This window comes from Streptomyces sp. NPDC018045 (assembly GCF_044327445.1).
In the GTDB taxonomy this organism is placed as follows: Bacteria; Actinomycetota; Actinomycetes; order Streptomycetales; family Streptomycetaceae; genus Streptomyces.
Window position 1 is genome coordinate 195106 of record NZ_JBIRFL010000005.1, and the last position, 15883, is coordinate 210988.

The window sequence follows — 15883 nt, forward strand, 5'->3', positions numbered from 1 at the left end:
GACGCTGTTCAGCGGTCCCTGTAGGACCGACCACCTCCACGGGAGTAATACATGCCTCCGAAGGGCCGTACGGCCGGCGCCAAGAAGGTGCGCCGCAAGGAGAAGAAGAACGTCGCCCACGGGCACGCTCACATCAAGAGCACGTTCAACAACACCATCGTCTCGATCACCGACCCCACGGGCAACGTGATCTCCTGGGCCTCGGCGGGCCACGTGGGCTTCAAGGGCTCGCGCAAGTCCACGCCGTTCGCCGCGCAGATGGCGGCCGAGTCGGCCGCCCGCCGCGCGCAGGAGCACGGCATGCGCAAGGTCGACGTCTTCGTCAAGGGTCCCGGCTCCGGCCGTGAGACCGCGATCCGCTCCCTCCAGGCCACCGGCCTCGAGGTCGGCTCGATCCAGGACGTCACCCCCACGCCGCACAACGGCTGCCGTCCGCCCAAGCGCCGTCGCGTCTGACGTCGCGCGGCCGGTACCGGCCGCAGCCTGTCGGTCCGCGCTCCGGCGCGGGCCGTCACCGGGCACTTTTCGGGCGGTACGCCGCGACTCCTGGGAGCCGCGCCGTGCCGCCCGTACCCTTGTAGAAACCGCCGGACCACCGTCCGGCGCAGGCTGGCATCAAATAGCGGGTGCCAAGACTGGAAGGCGAAACACCTCATGCTGATCGCTCAGCGCCCCTCGCTGACCGAAGAGGTCGTCGACGAATACCGCTCCCGGTTCGTGATCGAGCCGCTGGAGCCGGGCTTCGGCTACACCCTCGGCAACTCCCTGCGTCGTACGCTCCTCTCCTCGATCCCGGGTGCGGCGGTCACGTCCATCCGTATCGACGGTGTCCTGCACGAGTTCACCACCGTGCCGGGCGTCAAGGAGGACGTCACCGACCTCATCCTCAACATCAAGCAGCTCGTCGTCTCCTCGGAGCACGACGAGCCGGTCGTGATGTACCTGCGCAAGCAGGGCCCCGGCCTGGTCACCGCCGCGGACATCGCCCCGCCGGCCGGTGTCGAGGTGCACAACCCCGACCTGGTCCTCGCCACGCTCAACGGCAAGGGCAAGCTGGAGATGGAGCTGACCGTCGAGCGCGGTCGCGGCTACGTCTCCGCCGTGCAGAACAAGCAGGTCGGCCAGGAGATCGGCCGTATCCCGGTCGACTCCATCTACTCGCCGGTGCTCAAGGTCACGTACAAGGTCGAGGCGACCCGTGTCGAGCAGCGCACCGACTTCGACAAGCTGATCGTCGACGTCGAGACCAAGCAGGCCATGCGTCCGCGGGACGCGATGGCTTCGGCCGGCAAGACGCTGGTCGAGCTGTTCGGTCTGGCGCGCGAGCTCAACATCGACGCCGAGGGCATCGACATGGGCCCGTCGCCGACGGACGCCGCCCTGGCCGCCGACCTGGCGCTGCCGATCGAGGAGCTGGAGCTCACCGTTCGGTCGTACAACTGCCTCAAGCGCGAGGGCATCCACTCGGTGGGCGAGCTGGTGGCCCGCTCCGAGGCGGACCTGCTCGACATCCGCAACTTCGGTGCGAAGTCGATCGACGAGGTCAAGGCGAAGCTGGCCGGCATGGGTCTGGCCCTGAAGGACTCGCCTCCCGGGTTCGACCCGACGGCTGCCGCTGACGCCTTCGGCGCCGACGATGACGCGGACGCCGGGTTCGTGGAGACCGAGCAGTACTGAGCCCGCCTGCGGCGGGGTGGCTGACGTGTCGGCCGGCCCGCCGCCGGGGTGCAGGCTTTATCCCGCCTGCGGCCTCGTCCTCAATCGCCGGACGGGCTTGTTCTGGCCTGGTCCGGCACGATGGAACAGGCCGCAGGCGGCGCGAAATATCTTCCACGTGGCATCCGCCTCGTGGGAACTGACACCGGTACCTGATACGGCCGGTGCAGCGATGAAGGAGAAATACCATGCCGAAGCCCGCCAAGGGCGCCCGTCTGGGCGGCAGCGCAGCGCACGAGCGTCTCATGCTGCGCAACCTGGCCACCGCGCTGTTCGAGCACGGCCGCATCACGACGACCGAGGCCAAGGCCCGTCGTCTGCGTCCGTACGCCGAGCGTCTGGTGACCAAGGCGAAGAAGGGTGACCTGCACAACCGCCGTCAGGTCATGCAGCTCATCTCGGACAAGAGCGTCGTGCACACGCTCTTCACGGAGATCGCGCCGCGCTTCGCGGAGCGTCCGGGTGGTTACACCCGCATCACCAAGATCGGCAACCGTCGTGGCGACAATGCCCCGATGGCCGTCATCGAGCTGGTCGAGGGCGAGATCGCCAAGAAGGCCACCGTTGCCGAGGCCGAGGCCGCGACCAAGCGCGCGGTGAAGGAGTCCGACGAGGCCGCCAAGGCCGAGGACACCAAGGGCGAGGCCGCCGAGGCCCCGGCCGAGGAGTCGAAGGACGCCTGAGCCTGACACAGGCCACCGGACGGGCCCGCTCCCCTCAGGGGGGCGGGCCCGTTCCGCTTGAGAGGATGCACGCGTGAGCGATGAAGTGGAGCCCGGGTTCGTACGGGTGCGGCTGGACCTTTCGTACGACGGGAAGGACTTCTCGGGCTGGGCGAAGCAGCGGGCGCGGCGCACGGTCCAGGAGGAGCTGGAGACCGCGCTGCGGACGGTGACGCGGTCGGCCGAGACGTACGAGCTGACCGTGGCGGGGCGGACGGACGCCGGGGTGCACGCGCGCGGGCAGGTGGCGCACGTGGATCTGCCGGCGGAGCTGTGGGCCGAGCACGCGGACAAGCTGCTGCGGCGGCTGGCCGGGCGGCTGCCGAAGGACGTACGGGTGTGGCGGGTGGCCGAGGCGCCGTACGGGTTCAACGCGCGGTTCTCGGCGATCTGGCGGCGGTACGCCTACCGGGTGACCGACCACCCGGGCGGGGTCGATCCGCTGCTGCGCGGCCATGTGCTGTGGCACGACTGGGACCTGGACGTGGACGCGATGAACGAGGCGTCGCGCGAGCTGCTGGGGGAGCACGACTTCGCGGCGTACTGCAAGCGGCGCGAGGGTGCCACGACGATCCGCACGTTGCAGACGCTGAGCTGGGTGCGGGACGCGGACGGGATCGTCACCGCGACGGTCAAGGCGGACGCCTTCTGCCACAACATGGTGCGGTCGCTGGTGGGCGCGCTGCTGTTCGTGGGGGACGGGCACCGGCCGGTGGACTGGCCGGGGAAGGTGCTGGCGGCCGGGGTGCGGGACTCGGCGGTGCACGTCGTACGGCCGCACGGGCTGACCCTGGAGGAGGTCGGCTATCCGGCGGACGACCTGCTCATGGCCCGTAACAAGGAGGCTCGCAACAAACGGACCCTGCCGGGGGGCGGCTGCTGCTGAGCCGCCCCGGGGCGGGCGTCAGGACTGGGCGCGAGCGGCCTTGGCCGCCTGGTCCGTGCCGCGCTGCCAGATGCGGTGGTACGCGTACTGGCCGCCGTCCCGCGCTATCTGCAGGGCCTTGGTGGACGCGTTGGTGACGGCCGAGCCGTCGAGGTTGCCGGCGATGGTGAAGTAGGCGTAGCGGCCGGTGGCGTTGGTGTACATCGTGCAGGGCGCGCCCTGGCAGAAGGAGCCGACGCCGCCGCCCGGCAGGGGCGCGAGGCCGGCCTTGTCGGCGGCCTTGACCTTGAACGCGGCGGCCTTGGAGTCGAAGACCGCGACGCCGACGGTGACCGCCACGCCGTCCTTGGCGTAGGTGGCGCGCAGCAGCTTCCGGCAGCCGTTGTGCCGGAGCACCGAGCCGAGGGGGCCGTGGGCGGCGGCCGTGCAGTCGTCGGTGGCGGCGGTGGTCTTGCGGGGGTAGCTGTTCTTGCCGAGCACCATGCTCTTCTCGGGGAAGAGGGTGCCGGGGGTGAGGGCCGCGGTGTCCTTCCTGGGGTCGGTGATGTAGTCCCGCGGGTTCGGCGGCGGGGGGACGGAGACGTCGGAGAAGGACGGTTTGGGGGCGGCGGGCTCGTCGGGCAGTTTCTGCGCCCGCGGCAGGTTGGTGTCGCCCTTGTTGCTGCTGATCACGGCGGTGGCGACGATGCCGGCCACGGCGACGGTCGCCAGCACGCCGCCGCCGATGTACAGCCGGCGGCGCCGCCGGCCGCGCGCCTCGCTCTCGTCGGCGAGTGCCGCCCAGTCAGGAGTCGAGGAGTCCGGTCCCCCGGGCCCGAACGGCCCACCATGCCCAAAGCTCATGCCGCGCATCCTAATCCGGTTGGTGGAACGCGGGGCGGGCGGAGACAATCCGGGTCATGGGACACGTGGAGGCCGGGCATCTGGAGTACTACCTGCCGGACGGGCGGGTGCTGTTGGGCGACGTGTCCTTCAGGGTCGGTGAGGGCGCCTCGGTGGCCCTGGTGGGCGCCAACGGGGCGGGCAAGACGACCCTGCTCCGGCTGATCTCGGGGGAGCTTCAGCCGCACGGCGGCGCGGTGACGGTCAGCGGCGGGCTGGGGGTGATGCCGCAGTTCGTGGGGTCGGTCCGGGATGAGCGGACCGTGCGGGACCTGCTGGTGTCGGTGGCGCAGCCGCGGATCAGGGAAGCGGCGGCGGCCGTGGACGCCGCCGAGCACGCCGTGCTGACCGTCGACGACGAGGCCGCGCAGATGCGGTACGCGCAGGCGCTCAGCGACTGGGCCGAGGCGCGCGGGTACGAGGCCGAGACGGTGTGGGACATGTGCACCATGGCCGCGCTGGGCGTCCCGTACGAGAAGGCGCAGTGGCGGCAGGTGCGCACGCTCAGCGGTGGTGAGCAGAAGCGGCTGGTGCTGGAGTCGCTGCTGCGCGGCACCGACGAGGTCCTGCTGCTGGACGAGCCGGACAACTACCTCGACGTGCCGGGCAAGCGCTGGCTGGAGGAGCGGCTGCGCGAGACGAAGAAGACGGTGCTGTTCGTCAGCCACGACCGGGAGCTGCTGGCCCGCTCCGCCGAGAAGATCGTCAGCGTCGAGCCGGGGCCTGCCGGGTCGGACGTGTGGGTGCACGGCGGTGGCTTCGGCACGTACCACGAGGCCCGTAAGGAGCGCTTCGCCCGCTTCGAGGAGCTGCGGCGGCGCTGGGACGAGAAGCACGAGCAGCTCAAGAAGCTGGTGCGCAATCTGCGGCAGGCCGCGGAGAACAGCCACGAGCTGGCTTCCCGCTACCACGCCGCGCAGACCCGGCTGCGCAAGTTCGAGGAGGCCGGCCCGCCGCCGGAGCCGCCGCGCGAGCAGGACATCACCATGCGGCTCAAGGGCGGCCGTACCGGCGTACGGGCGGTGACCTGCGAGAACCTTGAGCTGACCGGGCTGATGGAGCCGTTCGACCTGGAGGTCTTCTACGGGGAGCGGGTCGCGGTGCTGGGATCGAACGGCTCCGGCAAGTCGCACTTCCTGCGGCTGCTGGCGGGGGACCCCGAAAATCCCGTGGCGCACACGGGCACCTGGAAGCTGGGCGCCCGCGTCGTACCCGGGCATTTCGCGCAGACGCACACCCACCCGGAGCTGGCAGGCCGCACGCTTCTCGACATCCTGTGGACGGAGCATGCCAAGGACCGGGGCAAGGCGATGAGCGCGCTGCGCCGGTACGAGCTGGAGCGCCAGGCCGAGCAGCGCTTCGACCGGCTGTCGGGCGGCCAGCAGGCGCGTTTCCAGATCCTGCTGCTGGAGCTGGCGGGCACGACCGCCCTGCTGCTGGACGAGCCGACCGACAACCTCGACCTGGAGAGCGCGGAGGCGCTCCAGGAGGGGCTGGAGGCGTACGAGGGGACGGTGCTGGCGGTGACGCACGACCGCTGGTTCGCGCGGTCCTTCGACCGGTACCTGGTCTTCGGCTCGGACGGCCGGGTGCGGGAGACGGCGGAGCCGGTGTGGGACGAGCGCAGGGTGGAGCGCGAGCGGTAGGCGCCGCGGTGGCTCCGGGGCACCGCTCGGGCGCGTCCGGTGGTGGGGCCGTGGGGGCGGCTCTTAGATGGACGCATGAGCGCGGAGAAAACGGTCATAGCGGATGCGGCGGGGGAGCGGGCCGCGGCGGGGGTCGCGGACTCCCCGGTGGACGGGTGGCTGCTCCGGCGGGCCCCGTGGCCGCTGTGGGCGGCCGCCGCCGCGCTGATGACGGCGGTGATCTTCCACGTCCAGCGGCACAGCCCCACCGTCGGCATGGACAACGACTTCGTGGTCAAGGCCGCGCGGGCGCTGCTGCACGGCGAGGCCCCGTACGGCGACAAGCGGTTCCTGTACCTGCCGAGCGCGGTGCTGGCCGCGGTGCCCGAGGCGCTGTTGTCCGCCGGGCAACTGCGACTGCTGGTGCCGGTGGCGGGGGTGGGGCTGGTGTTGCTGGGCTGGCTCGTCTCGCTGCGGATCTTCCGGGTTCCGATGGGGAGCCGGCTGGCGGTGCTCGGGGTGGCGGCTCTGGCGTTCTTCGAGCCGTTCCGCAATGTGGTGAACATCGGGAACTGGACCCTGGCGTCCGTGGCCGCGCTGCCCGTGGTGCTGCTCCTGGCGCTGCGCTGCCGGTGGGTGGCCGCGGGCGCGGTCCTGGGGCTCGCGCTGGCCCTCAAGCCGCTGCTGGCGCCGCTGCTCCTGCTGCTGGTCCTGGCGCGGCGGTGGCGGGCCGTCGCGGTGGCGGTGGCGGTGCCCGTCGTGGCGTCCGCGCTGGCGGCGCTGGTCATGCCGCGTCCCGGCATGTTCTTCACCCGTACGCTGCCGTTCCTGCTGAGCGGCCAGGACAGCTTCGCGCGGCCCTTCGACGCCTCGCTCGGCATGATCCTGACCCGGCTCGGCGTGCCGGAGACCGCGGCGTACGGGGTGGCGGCGGTGGCGGCGGTGGCCGGGGCCGGGTGCGCCTGGGTGCGGTGGCGGCGCGGTGACGAGGGGCCGCTGCGGCTCGTGGAGACCGCCGCGATGCTGATGCTCGCGGCCTTCCTGGTGTCCCGGCCGTCCTTCGACCACTACCTGCTGGTGGTGCTGCCGCCGCTGGTGGCGTCCGTCGCCCGGCCCGGCTCGGTGCCCCGTACGGTCTGGTTCTGGGTCGCCCTCGTGCCGCAGATTTCCGGGCTGGTCTGGCCGCACCTGGAGGGACTGCACCGGCGGGCCTTCAAGGACGCGGCGATGCTGTGGACGGTCGCCGCCGTGCTGGCGTGGGCCTGTGTGCGGCCGCGGGTGCTGCGGGCGGTGGCGGTCATGCCCGTGGGCCCCGAGGGTGGGGATCGTACGCCGGTTCGGGACGTGTTTTGACCCGGCTGGGGGCGGCCCGGTATTCTGCCAGTTCGTTATGCGTATTGGCTTGCTCTATCTCACGTGAGGGGCCCTTACGCCGGTCCACCGGGCCGATGACCAGCGGCGAACCCGGGTTGCGTCACCCGTGGTGCCGCCAGTGCTGGGCGATCGACCGAGGTGACCAGTACAGGCCCCTATTCACTGAAGAAGCGAAGGCTAACCGTGCGTACGTTCAGCCCCAAGCCCGGCGATGTCCAGCGCCAGTGGCACATCATCGACGCCCAGGACGTCGTCCTGGGCCGTCTGGCCTCCCAGGCCGCTTCCCTCCTGCGGGGTAAGCACAAGCCGGTGTACGCGCCGCACGTCGACACCGGCGACTTCGTCGTCATCATCAACGCCGACAAGGTGCACCTGTCCGGCAACAAGCGCAGCCAGAAGATGGCCTACCGCCACTCCGGCTTCCCGGGTGGTCTGCGCTCGGTCCGTTACGACGAGCTGCTCGACAAGAACCCCGAGAAGGCCGTCGAGAAGGCCATCAAGGGCATGCTCCCCAAGAACACCCTGGGCCGTCAGATGCTCTCGAAGCTGAAGGTCTACGCGGGTGGCGAGCACCCGCACGCTGCGCAGCAGCCGGTCCCGTTCGAGATCACCCAGGTCGCGCAGTAAGTCCGGCCACCCCCTAAGACGAAGAGAATCTGAGGAGAATCGTGGCTGAGACCACCGCCGAGACCCCGCTCGAAGAGGTAGAGGTCGAGGAGTACACGACCGAGACCGAGGTTCCGCTGGAGGGTGAGTACACCTCCGAGTCCCTCGCCTCGCGCTTCGGCGACCCGCAGCCGGCCGCCGGCCTGGGCCGTCGCAAGAACGCCATCGCCCGCGTCCGGATCATCCCGGGCACCGGTCAGTGGAAGATCAACGGCCGCACCCTTGAGGGCTACTTCCCGAACAAGGTGCACCAGCAGGAAGTCAACGAGCCCTTCAAGGTGCTCGAACTCGACAACCGCTACGACGTCGTGGCCCGCATCTCCGGTGGCGGCATCTCCGGCCAGGCCGGTGCGCTGCGCCTGGGCGTGGCCCGTGCGCTGAACGAGGCGGACGAGGACAACAACCGCGGCCCGCTGAAGAAGGCCGGCTTCCTCAAGCGCGACGACCGTGCGGTCGAGCGCAAGAAGGCCGGTCTGAAGAAGGCCCGCAAGGCGCCGCAGTACAGCAAGCGCTAATTGCCGCTTGGCTGCTCGCGCAGCTCTTGGCGAACGCCCCGGTGGCACCATCCGTGCTGCCGGGGCGTTCGGCTACCCGGGACCAGCGGCGTATACCTGGACGCAATGTTCTGGTCCACGTACATCAACTCGGAGGACACCAGTGGGACGACTCTTCGGCACGGACGGTGTGCGCGGTGTCGCCAACGCCGATCTGACGGCCGAGCTGGCGCTCGGTCTGTCGGTCGCGGCGGCGCATGTGCTCGCGGAGGTTGGCTCTTTTGAGGGTCATCGGCCGGTGGCTGTGGTCGGGCGCGATCCGAGGGCGTCCGGGGAGTTCCTGGAGGCCGCCGTCGTCGCGGGCCTGGCCAGCGCGGGCGTGGACGTCCTCCGGGTGGGCGTGCTGCCGACCCCGGCCGTGGCGTACCTGACCGGTTCGCTCGGCGCCGACCTGGGCGTGATGCTCTCCGCCAGCCACAACCCGATGCCCGACAACGGCATCAAGTTCTTCGCCCGCGGCGGTCACAAGCTCGCCGACGAGCTGGAGGACCGCATCGAGCGCACCTACCGGTCGCACGGCTCCGGCGAGCCGTGGGACCGGCCGACCGGCGCCGGTGTGGGCCGCGTCAAGGACTACGACCAGGGCTTCGACAACTACGTCGCCCACCTGGTGGGGGTCCTCCCCAACCGCCTCGACGGCCTGAAGGTCGTCATCGACGGCGCGCACGGCGCGGCCGCCCGGGTCTCCCCGGAGGCGTTCGCCCGGGCCGGCGCCGAGGTCGTCACCATCGGCACCGACCCCGACGGCCTGAACATCAACGACGGCTGCGGCTCCACGCACATCGCCGGCCTGCGCACCGCGGTCGTCGAGCACGGCGCGGACCTCGGCGTGGCGCACGACGGTGACGCGGACCGCTGCCTGGCGGTGGACCGCGACGGCAACGAGATCGACGGCGACCAGATCCTGGCCGTCCTCGCCCTCGGGATGCGCGAGGCGGGGACGCTGCGCAAGGACACCGTCGTGGCGACCGTGATGTCCAACCTGGGCTTCAAGCTGGCCATGGAGCGCGAGGGCCTGACCTTCGTGCAGACGGCGGTCGGCGACCGGTACGTCCTGGAGGAGATGAAGGCCGGCGGCTACGCGCTCGGCGGCGAGCAGTCCGGGCACGTCATCGCGCTGGACCACGCGACCACCGGCGACGGCACGCTCACCGGCCTGATGCTCGCCGCCCGCGTCGCGGCGACCGGCCGTCCGCTGGGCGAGCTGGCGGGCGTTATGAAGCGCCTGCCGCAGGTGCTGGTCAACGTGCCGGACGTGGACAAGTCCCGGGTCGGCACGTCGCCGGAGGTCACCTCGGCCGTCGCGGAGGCGGAGCGCGAGCTGGGCGCCACCGGGCGGGTACTGCTGCGCCCCTCGGGCACGGAGCCGCTGGTCCGGGTCATGGTCGAGGCCGCCGACATCGAGCAGGCGGGGGCCGTGGCCGGCCGCCTGGCGGATGTCGTGAAGTCGGCGCTGGGCTAGCCGCCCGTCCTAACGCTGTCGCTGCCTGGCCCAGAAGACCTTCTGGGCCAGCAGCGTCAGCGTGCCCGCGAGGACGATCCCCGCCAGGTTCAGCAGGAGCTGTTCCGTGGAGCCGAGAGCCTGCTTGTACGAGCTGTAGCCGAAGGCGACGGCCGCGTTGGCGGCGGCCGGGACGGTGGTCACCGAAATGGCCACGCCGACCAGGGCGCCGGACTTCGCCGAGGTCAGCGAGAGCACGCCGGCGACTCCGGCGAGGGCGGCCACGACGAACGAGAACCAGTCCGGCCGGTAGATGAAGTGGGTGTTCGGCCGCTCGGCGGTCAGCGCCTCGGCGTGGAAGAGACCGACCGCGTCCATGAACAGGCTGAAGCCCACCGTCACCGCCATCGCCACCGCGAAGCCCACGACCAGCGCCAGCACGGAGCGCCAGGCCGGTCGGGGCGCGCGCCGGACCAGCGCCGTGCAGATCCCGGCCAGCGGCCCGAACTCGGGGCCGACGGCCATCGCGCCGACGATCAGGATGGCGTTGTCCAGCACCACGCCGCAGGCCGCGATCATCGTGGCGAGCGTCAGAAACGCCAGGTAGGTGACGGAGAGCGTGGACTCCTCGTGGGTCGCGTTGCTCAGCGACTCCCACAGCACGGCGTCCGCGCCCTCGCCGGGCGCGTCCCGCTCCGCCCGGTCGGCCCGGGTGGACAGGGACAGGTCGATGTTCTCGACGGCGATGGCGCCGTCCCGGTCGATGCCGAGTACCCGCAGTTCCCGCAGCAGGGTGTCACCGGCCTCGCGGGCCACGTCGCACAGGACGACATCGCCCATTGGGTCGCGTGCCGCGCCGGTCAGGACGGCGAGGTGGGTGGTGCCGACGGTGTTCTCCACCAGGCGTACGACGGCGTCGGTACGTCCGGCGGGAACGATCAGGCGCAGATGCAGCACGGCGTGCTCCTCGGGGCGGTGGTGCGACGGCGACCCGCCGCCTCAGAGTTTGCGCAGGGAGAGCCGCTGCACCTTGTGGTCGGGGCCCTTGCGCAGGACCAGGTTGGCGCGGCCGCGGGTCGGCGCCACGTTCTGCTCCAGGTTGGGCTTGTTGACGGTGCGCCAGATCATCCGCGCGTAGTCGAGGGCCTCGGCCTCGGACACCTGGGTGTACTTGCGGAAGTACGAGAACGGGTTCTGGAAGGCGGTCGCCCGCAGTTTGCCGAACCGGCCCAGGTACCAGCGTTCGATGTCCTCCGTACGGGCGTCGACGTACACCGAGAAGTCGAAGAAGTCGGCGAGGCCGAGCCGGGTGCGGCCGTCCTTGCCGGGCAGGGCGGGCTGCAGGACGTTCAGGCCCTCGACGATCAAGATGTCGGGGCGGTGCACGGTCAGCCGTTCGCCGGGCACGATGTCGTAGATCAGGTGGGAGTAGACCGGGGCGCTGACCTCGGCCTTCCCGGATTTCACATCGGCGACGAAGCGGGTCAGGGCCCGGCGGTCGTACGACTCGGGGAAGCCCTTGCGCGACATCAGGCCGCGGCGGTGCAGCTCGGCGTTGGGGAACAGGAAGCCGTCGGTGGTGACCAGTTCGACGCGCGGGTGCTCCGGCCAGCGGGCCAGCAGCGCCTGGAGGAGCCGGGCGGTGGTGGACTTGCCGACCGCCACGCTGCCCGCGACCCCTATGACGAACGGGGTGCCGGGCTGCGCGCCGTGGCCGCCGCCCGCGTCGCCGAGGAAGGTGTTCAGGGCGCCGCGCAGATTGCTGGTGGCGCCCACGTACAGGTTGAGCAGGCGGGACAGCGGCAGATAGACGTCGCGCACCTCGTCCAGGTCGATCACGTCGCCCAGCCCGCGCAGCCGCTCGACCTCCTCGGCGGTCAGCGGCAGCGGTGTCTTCTCCCGCAGGGCGCTCCACTCGGCGCGCGTCAGGTCGACGTACGGCGTGCGCTCGGCGCGGCGGCGGTGCTGCGACTCGGTCGGCTCTGTGGTGAGGGGCACGCGCCCATTGTCCGCAGGCGCGGGGGCCGGTTCACCCCGGGGTGGGGTTGTGGCCGCCCGGTCCGCGTGTCGCGGCGCGGGCCGGTTCGGCTCCGGCCGAGGTCAGGACACGTGGGTTGACCGGATGGAGCGCGGGCATTGATCGCCCGGCGCCGTAGGCTGCCCTCATGTGCGGAATCGTGGGGTATGCGGGCGGCCGGTCCGCCCTGGACGTCGTGCTCACCGGGCTGAAGCGGCTGGAGTACCGCGGCTACGACTCGGCCGGGGTGGCCGTGCTGGCCGACGGCGGGCTCGCGGCGGCCAAGAAGGCGGGCAAACTCGCCAACCTGGACAAGGAACTGGCCGACCGTCCGCTGCCGGCCGGGACGACCGGGCTCGGGCACACCCGGTGGGCCACGCACGGCGCGCCGACCGACACCAACGCCCACCCGCATCTGGACAACGCCGGGCGGGTCGCCGTCGTCCACAACGGCATCATCGAGAACTTCGCGGCGCTGCGCGCGGAACTGGCCGGGCGCGGCCACCTGCTGGCCTCCGAGACGGACACCGAGGTCGTCGGGCACCTGCTGGCGGAGAACTTCTCCTCCTGCGGGGACCTGGCCGAGGCGATGCGCCAGGTGTGCCGCCGGCTGGAGGGCGCGTTCACGCTGGTGGCGGTGCACGCGGACGCGCCGGACGTGGTGGTGGGCGCGCGCCGCAACTCCCCGCTGGTGGTGGGCATCGGCGAGGACGAGGCGTTTCTGGCGTCGGACGTGGCGGCGTTCATCTCGTACACCCGGGAGGCCGTCGAACTCGGACAGGACCAGGTCGTGGAGGTGCGCCGGGACGGGGTGACGGTCACCGGCTTCGACGGCGCGCCGGGCGAGGTGCGCCACTACCACGTGGACTGGGACGCGTCGGCCGCCGAGAAGGGCGGCTACGACTACTTCATGCTCAAGGAGATCGCCGAGCAGCCGAAGGCGGTCGCCGACACGCTGCTGGGCCGGGTGGACGAGTCCGGGGTGCTCTCGCTGGACGAGGTCCGCATCGACGACACGGTGCTGCGCGAGGCCACCAAGGTGGTGATAGTGGCCTGCGGCACGGCCTTCCACGCCGGAATGATCGCCAAGTACGCGATCGAGCACTGGACGCGGATCCCCTGCGAGGTGGAGCTGGCCAGCGAGTTCCGCTACCGCGATCCGATCCTCGACCCGCGCACGCTGGTCGTCGCCATCTCGCAGTCCGGCGAGACGATGGACACCCTGATGGCCGTACGGCACGCCCGTGAACAGGGCGCGAAGGTGCTCGCGGTCTGCAACACCAACGGCGCGACGATCCCGCGCGAGTCGGACGCGGTGCTCTACACGCACGCCGGGCCGGAGGTCGCGGTCGCCTCGACCAAGGCGTTCCTGACGCAGTTGGTGGCCTGCTACCTCCTCGCGCTGTACCTGGGCCAGGTGCGGGGCACCCAGTGGGGCGACGAGATCCGGGCGGTGGTGCGCGAGCTGGCGGCGATCGGTACGCAGGTCGAGCAGGTCCTGGGGACGATGGAGCCGGTACGGGAGCTGGCGCGCGGCCTCGCGGACCGCGACACGGTGCTGTTCCTGGGGCGGCACGTGGGCTACCCCGTCGCCCTGGAGGGCGCGCTGAAGCTGAAGGAACTCGCGTACATGCACGCGGAGGGCTTCGCGGCGGGCGAGCTGAAGCACGGGCCGATCGCGCTGATCGAGGAGGGTGTGCCGGTCGTCGTGGTGGTGCCGTCGCCGCGCGGCCGGTCCGTCCTGCACGGCAAGATCGTTTCCAACATCCAGGAGATCCGGGCCCGGGGCGCGCTCACCATCGTGATCGCCGAGGAGGGGGACGAGGCGGTCGTCCCGTACGCGGACCACCTCGTGCGCATCCCGCGCACACCGACCCTGCTCCAGCCGATGGTCTCCGCCGTGCCGCTCCAGGTCTTCGCCTGTGAACTGGCCACGGCGCGCGGCAACGAGGTCGACCAGCCGCGCAACCTCGCCAAGTCGGTGACCGTCGAGTGATCATCGGGGTGGGGATCGACGTCGCCGAGATCGACCGGTTCGCGGCGGCGCTGGAGCGCACCCCGGACATGGCGCAGCGGCTGTTCGTGGCACGGGAGTTGACGCTGCCCAGCGGCGAGCGCCGGGGCATCGCCTCGCTCGCCGCGCGGTTCGCGGCCAAGGAGGCGGTGGCCAAGGCGCTCGGCGCGCCCGCCGGGCTGCGGTGGACGGACGCGGAGGTGGCGGTGCTGGAGACCGGGCAGCCGATACTCAAGATCCGCGGCACGGTCGCCCAGCGGGCCGCGGAACTCGGCGTGCGGTCGTGGCACGTGTCGCTCAGTCATGACGCGGGTGTGGCCTCGGCGGTGGTGATCGCGGAGGGATGAGCGGCGCCGGGGCGCGGGCGTACGGGCCGGGTCACGGGCGCGGCCGGGCGAGCCGGGAGGAATGCCGGCGCCGTCCGGGGTGAGACTGGGGGCATGAGGACTGCGTTCAGCGTGGATGTCGTACGGGCGGCCGAGCGGGACCTGATGGCGCGGCTGCCCGAGGGAGCCCTGATGCAGCGGGCCGCCGCCGGGCTCGCGGTGGCCTGCGCGGAGCTGCTGGGACGGGTGTACGGCACCCGGGTCGTGCTGCTCGTGGGCAGCGGCGACAACGGCGGCGACGCGCTGTACGCGGGCGCCCGGCTGGCCCGGCGGGGCGCGGGCGTACGCGCCGTCCTGCTGACACCGGACCGGGCCCACGCGGGCGGCCTGGCGGCGCTGCGCGCGGCGGGCGGCCGGGTGTCCGGCGACGCCCTGGCCGACATCGCGCGGGCCGACCTCGTCGTGGACGGCATCGTCGGCATCGGCGGCAAGGGCGGGCTGCGGCCGGAGGCGGCCCGGCTGGCCGCCGCGGCGCGGCAGACCACGGTGGTCTCCGTCGACCTGCCGAGCGGCGTGGACGCGGACACCGGGGAGGTGCCGGGGGACGCCGTACGGGCCGATGTGACGGTGACGTTCGGCGCGTACAAGCCGGGCCTGCTCATCGATCCGGCGCGGGCGTACGCGGGCGCGCTGCGGCTGGTGGACATCGGCCTCGAACTGCCCGGGGACCCGGCGGCCGAGGCGCCGCAGTACGCGGACGTGGCGGCGCTGCTGCCCCGGCCCACGGCGGAGAGCGACAAGTACCGGCGGGGTGTGGTGGGTGTCGTCGCGGGGTCCGCGCGCTATCCGGGCGCCGCCGTCCTGGCGGTCTCCGGGGCGCTGCGGGGCGGCGCCGGGGCCGTACGGTACGTGGGCCCGGCGGCCGACGAGGTGCTCGCGCACTTCCCGGAGACCCTGGTGCACGCCGGGCCGCCGTCGAAGGCGGGCCGTGTCCAGTCCTGGGTCATCGGCCCCGGCATCGGCGACGACGGCGACGCCATGACGGACGTCCTCGGCTCCGGCGTACCCGTCCTGGTGGACGCCGACGGGCTGCGCTTCCTGGAGCCCGCGCGCGTACGGGACCGTGCCGCGCCGACCCTGCTCACCCCGCACGCCGGGGAGGCCGCGGCCCTGCTCGGCACCGACCGGGCGGACGTGGAGGCGTGCCGCCTGCGCTCCGTACGGGAACTGGCCGAGCGGTACGGCGCCACGGCCCTCCTCAAGGGCTCCACGACCCTCGTCGCCGACGCGGCGGGCGGCCCCGTGCGCGTCAACCCCACCGGCACGGGCTGGCTGGCCACCGCGGGCAGCGGCGACGTGCTGTCCGGCCTGACCGGATCGCTGCTGGCCACCGGCCTGCCCGCGTGCGACGCGGCCGCCGTGGGCGCGTACCTGCACGGCCTGGCCGCCCGCCTGGCGGCCACCTCGGACGGCGCGCCGATCCGGGCGACGGACGTGGCCGGGGCGCTGGGCGAGGCGTGGCGGGACGTCAGCCGCTTCTGAGGAGGCCCGGCGCCGGCGGCTTCCCCGGGGGGCGGCTTCTCCGAGGGCGGCGTCAACCGTTTCCGAGGGCGCCGGGGCAGTCGCGTACGGCGAGTCGCGGGCGTTTCCCCGGGCCCCG

15 protein-coding genes are annotated in these 15883 nt (G+C 72.2%); 12 read left to right on the plus strand and 3 right to left on the minus strand.

Features of this window, described 5'->3' with window-relative positions; all coding sequences use genetic code 11:
- Window positions 1-51: 51 nt before the first annotated feature.
- The 4 genes from rpsK to truA all read left to right on the plus strand — a co-directional run bounded on the left by rpsK (window position 52) and on the right by truA (window position 3324).
- On the plus strand, window positions 52-456 hold the full coding sequence (gene rpsK, locus ACH4EB_RS14650) for a 30S ribosomal protein S11 (RefSeq protein ID WP_004571845.1): 405 nt from the start codon (window positions 52-54) through the stop codon (window positions 454-456).
- A gap of 198 nt (window positions 457-654) precedes the next feature.
- Complete coding sequence (locus ACH4EB_RS14655) at window positions 655-1677, plus strand: DNA-directed RNA polymerase subunit alpha (RefSeq protein ID WP_003956430.1); 1023 nt, start codon at window positions 655-657, stop codon at window positions 1675-1677.
- A gap of 227 nt (window positions 1678-1904) precedes the next feature.
- A complete protein-coding gene (gene rplQ / locus ACH4EB_RS14660; protein ID WP_398347795.1) occupies window positions 1905-2399 on the plus strand; it encodes a 50S ribosomal protein L17 in 495 nt (164 codons plus the stop codon).
- A gap of 73 nt (window positions 2400-2472) precedes the next feature.
- The gene (gene truA, locus ACH4EB_RS14665) at window positions 2473-3324 is read left to right on the plus strand and encodes a tRNA pseudouridine(38-40) synthase TruA (RefSeq protein WP_398347796.1); all 852 of its coding nucleotides are present in this window, start codon (window positions 2473-2475) and stop codon (window positions 3322-3324) included.
- Between the two features lie 18 nt (window positions 3325-3342).
- Here the strand turns inward: truA and ACH4EB_RS14670 are convergent, their stop codons facing one another.
- Entirely contained in the window at window positions 3343-4167 is an 825-nt protein-coding gene (locus ACH4EB_RS14670) for a hypothetical protein (protein WP_398347797.1), read from the minus strand.
- Window positions 4168-4223: 56 nt separating this feature from the next.
- Here ACH4EB_RS14670 and ACH4EB_RS14675 point away from each other — a divergent pair, with 56 nt between their 5' ends.
- The 5 genes from ACH4EB_RS14675 (at window position 4224) to glmM (ending at window position 9887) form a co-directional block, all read left to right on the plus strand.
- A complete protein-coding gene (locus ACH4EB_RS14675) occupies window positions 4224-5852 on the plus strand; it encodes an ABC-F family ATP-binding cassette domain-containing protein (protein WP_398347798.1) in 1629 nt (542 codons plus the stop codon).
- Window positions 5853-5927: 75 nt separating this feature from the next.
- On the plus strand, window positions 5928-7184 hold the full coding sequence (locus ACH4EB_RS14680) for a glycosyltransferase 87 family protein (RefSeq protein WP_398347799.1): 1257 nt from the start codon (window positions 5928-5930) through the stop codon (window positions 7182-7184).
- Between the two features lie 204 nt (window positions 7185-7388).
- On the plus strand, window positions 7389-7832 hold the full coding sequence (gene rplM / locus ACH4EB_RS14685; RefSeq protein WP_398347800.1) for a 50S ribosomal protein L13: 444 nt from the start codon (window positions 7389-7391) through the stop codon (window positions 7830-7832).
- Window positions 7833-7873: 41 nt separating this feature from the next.
- Window positions 7874-8386 (plus strand): 30S ribosomal protein S9, encoded by a 513-nt coding sequence (gene rpsI, locus ACH4EB_RS14690; protein ID WP_398347801.1) that lies wholly within the window; start codon window positions 7874-7876, stop codon window positions 8384-8386.
- A 142-nt stretch (window positions 8387-8528) separates the two neighbouring features.
- Complete coding sequence (glmM, locus tag ACH4EB_RS14695) at window positions 8529-9887, plus strand: phosphoglucosamine mutase (RefSeq protein WP_398347802.1); 1359 nt, start codon at window positions 8529-8531, stop codon at window positions 9885-9887.
- Between the two features lie 9 nt (window positions 9888-9896).
- On the opposite strand, the gene ACH4EB_RS14700 is transcribed toward glmM, so the two are convergent.
- Together ACH4EB_RS14700 and coaA are read right to left on the minus strand one after the other, a co-directional pair.
- The gene (locus tag ACH4EB_RS14700; RefSeq protein ID WP_398347803.1) at window positions 9897-10823 is read right to left on the minus strand and encodes a DUF389 domain-containing protein; all 927 of its coding nucleotides are present in this window, start codon (window positions 10821-10823) and stop codon (window positions 9897-9899) included.
- Window positions 10824-10865: 42 nt separating this feature from the next.
- Window positions 10866-11864, minus strand: a complete 999-nt coding sequence (gene coaA / locus ACH4EB_RS14705; protein ID WP_398347804.1) for a type I pantothenate kinase — start codon at window positions 11862-11864, stop codon at window positions 10866-10868.
- Window positions 11865-12031: 167 nt separating this feature from the next.
- On the opposite strand from coaA, the gene glmS reads away from it, so the two are divergent.
- The 3 genes from glmS (at window position 12032) to ACH4EB_RS14720 (ending at window position 15765) form a co-directional block, all read left to right on the plus strand.
- Window positions 12032-13879, plus strand: coding sequence for a glutamine--fructose-6-phosphate transaminase (isomerizing) (gene glmS, locus ACH4EB_RS14710; RefSeq protein ID WP_398347805.1), 1848 nt, complete (start codon window positions 12032-12034; stop codon window positions 13877-13879).
- Window positions 13876-14244: a holo-ACP synthase gene (locus ACH4EB_RS14715; RefSeq protein ID WP_398347806.1), complete on the plus strand. Its 369-nt coding sequence runs from the start codon at window positions 13876-13878 to the stop codon at window positions 14242-14244. The genes glmS and ACH4EB_RS14715 overlap by 4 nt, the downstream gene beginning before the upstream one ends.
- A 93-nt stretch (window positions 14245-14337) precedes the next feature.
- The gene (locus tag ACH4EB_RS14720) at window positions 14338-15765 is read left to right on the plus strand and encodes an NAD(P)H-hydrate dehydratase (RefSeq protein WP_398347807.1); all 1428 of its coding nucleotides are present in this window, start codon (window positions 14338-14340) and stop codon (window positions 15763-15765) included.
- Window positions 15766-15883: the final 118 nt, after the last annotated feature.